The following is a 2,180-nucleotide window of genomic DNA, read 5'->3' as shown; positions in this document are numbered from 1 at the left end:
CGGCCTGCGCCACCTGCCGGAACGCTTCCGCATGCGCCGACCCCGCCAGCGTCCCGCTCCCCGCCTCCGTCAGCATCGTCAGCAGCCCGCCCGTCCCCAGCAGCGTGATCTGGCGGTCAATGTAATCCAGATGATCCCGGAACGGCGCGCGCCCTCCGGCTCCGCCGCCGTTCACATATTTTATGTCCGTCCCGTTCGGCAGATACCCACGTCCGTCGCTCATCAGGTCACGCGCGATCCGCAGGTATTCTTCCTCTTTCCCCGCCTTCACCCCCGGCGGCCCCACAAAGAACACGGACGGTATTCCGTAAACCTCCAGATACCCGACCCAGTCTTTCAGACACAGGTTGCGCTGGAAATACTGCACCGCCAAAATCCGGTTCATGGCCATCGGCGCCTCGACGAACACAAAATCGCCCCGCCGCACCCGCTCGCCTGCGGTCACGCCTGACCGCGCTTCGCGGTTATACGTCCATTCCCCGAACATCCCCTCCCGGCACCAGAACCACTGTTCCACCGGTTCCAGTCGCATCACCCCGCCCTTGCCGTCGTAATGCTTCTCCGCGTGTGCATACCCCCGGAACGTTGCCGTAGAGAGAAACGCCACGCACTCCCGCAGGTTGCCCACCTTGTCGTACTCGTCCCGCAGGAACGCCGCCTGCTCCCGCGCCAGCACCGGGTCCGTCGGCTCTCGTTCCGGCTGCACATCCCACTGGCTCGACAGCAACGCCGCTCGCCGCCGCATCACAACCGTCGCGATCAGCGCGTCCGACCGCTCCATCGCCTGGTAAAACCACTGCAGATCGGCACACGCCCCCCGCTCGCCCTGCTCCACGAGCTGCATGATCCGATCCATCGTCAGCCCCCGCAGCGGATTCAGAAACTCCCGCCACGCATTATCCTTTTGCAGAAATACCGCCGCCATACGCCCTCCTGCAACAGGCCCCTTTTCAACAGCAAAAGCAAAAGGCCGGCCCTCTCCAGCCTCCTATTACCGCGGCCCGCCGTTCTCGGCGGGCATTTCCCTCGCGCCTCCGTCCCCGCGCCAGCGCCCGGCGGTAGCCGGGTGGCACCGCGACGCGCATCGGTTCGCTCGGCAGGACCCCGGTCCGGGGTCAAAACTTTTCAGCTTTCAGTTTTCAGCATTTCAGCATTTCAAAAAAGGCGGCAGCCGGGTGGCACCGCGCGCAGATCGGGTCACTCCGCAGGTGCCCGGTCCGGGGTCAAAACTTTTCAGCTTTCAGTTTTCAGCATTTCAGCTTTTCAAAAAAGGCGGCAGCCGGGTGGCACCGCGCGCAGATCGGGTCACTCCGCAGGTGCCCGGCCCAGGGATAAAATTTTTCAGCTTTCAGTTTTCAGCATTTCAGCTTTTCAAAAAAGGCGGCAGCCGGGTGGCACCGCGACGCGGATCGGGATCAACCGGAAAATGGCGCGTCAGAACGGGTCGGCTGCAAGGAAGCGGGGGCGGCGCCAGACTCTCCGTCTGCGCCGCCCCCGCTGACGCCGCAGCCGGCCCGTTATCACGCGCCGGCTTTCCGGCCCGATCCGCGCCGCAAAAGCGTAGGCCCTCACACCAGCCCCAGCCCCATCCCCATCCCGCCCCAGCCGCGCCCTCCCACCTCACTGCCCACTGCCACTGCTACTGCCCACGCGCCTCACACCATCCCCAGCACCGCCCCGCCCCCGCGTCTTCCCCACCCCCGCACCAGCTCCGGCATCCTTATCATCCGTCCCGGCTCGACCTCTGCCGCCCGGCATCCCCACACCGCCAGCGCCAGCGCCATCACGCAGTCATCATGGTAGCCCGAGGGTGCCGAATACGTCACCTGCCCCGACGGCCCCGCCGCATACTCATACCGCCGCATCTCCGCCGTCAGCACCTCCCAGTCTCCGATTGACCCTTCACCTTTACGCAGCTCGGGGCAACCCGTTGCCAGAGTCCCATCCTGAACCCTGAACCCTGAACCCTGACAACTGGCCGCAGGCCACAACACCCGCCGCTGCTCGACCGCCATCATCAGCCCCTGCACCAGTTCCCGCTTGCTCTGCGCCGTGATCCGGAAGCCCTCCGCGTCGGGCAACTCCCGCCGCAGGTCATCGAACACCGGGTCGCCGACACCGGTCGCATCCATCACCAGCCGGCCCCGCCACTTTTTCACAAACCCCGCGATCCGCTCCCG

Annotated in this window: 1 protein-coding gene; it reads right to left on the bottom strand. The window is 65.6% G+C overall.

What is annotated here, in order from left to right:
* Positions 1-925: DUF935 family protein (locus FJ222_12715; GenBank protein ID MBM4165283.1), on the bottom strand; the 925-nt coding region annotated here is incomplete at its 3' end.
* Positions 926-2,180 lie beyond the last annotated feature (1,255 nt).

Source organism: Lentisphaerota bacterium (genome assembly GCA_016873675.1).
Taxonomy (GTDB): domain Bacteria; phylum Verrucomicrobiota; class Kiritimatiellia; order RFP12; family JAAYNR01; genus VGWG01.
Note: the sequence above shows the minus strand (reverse complement) of the source record. Positions and strands in the feature narration are given on the sequence as shown.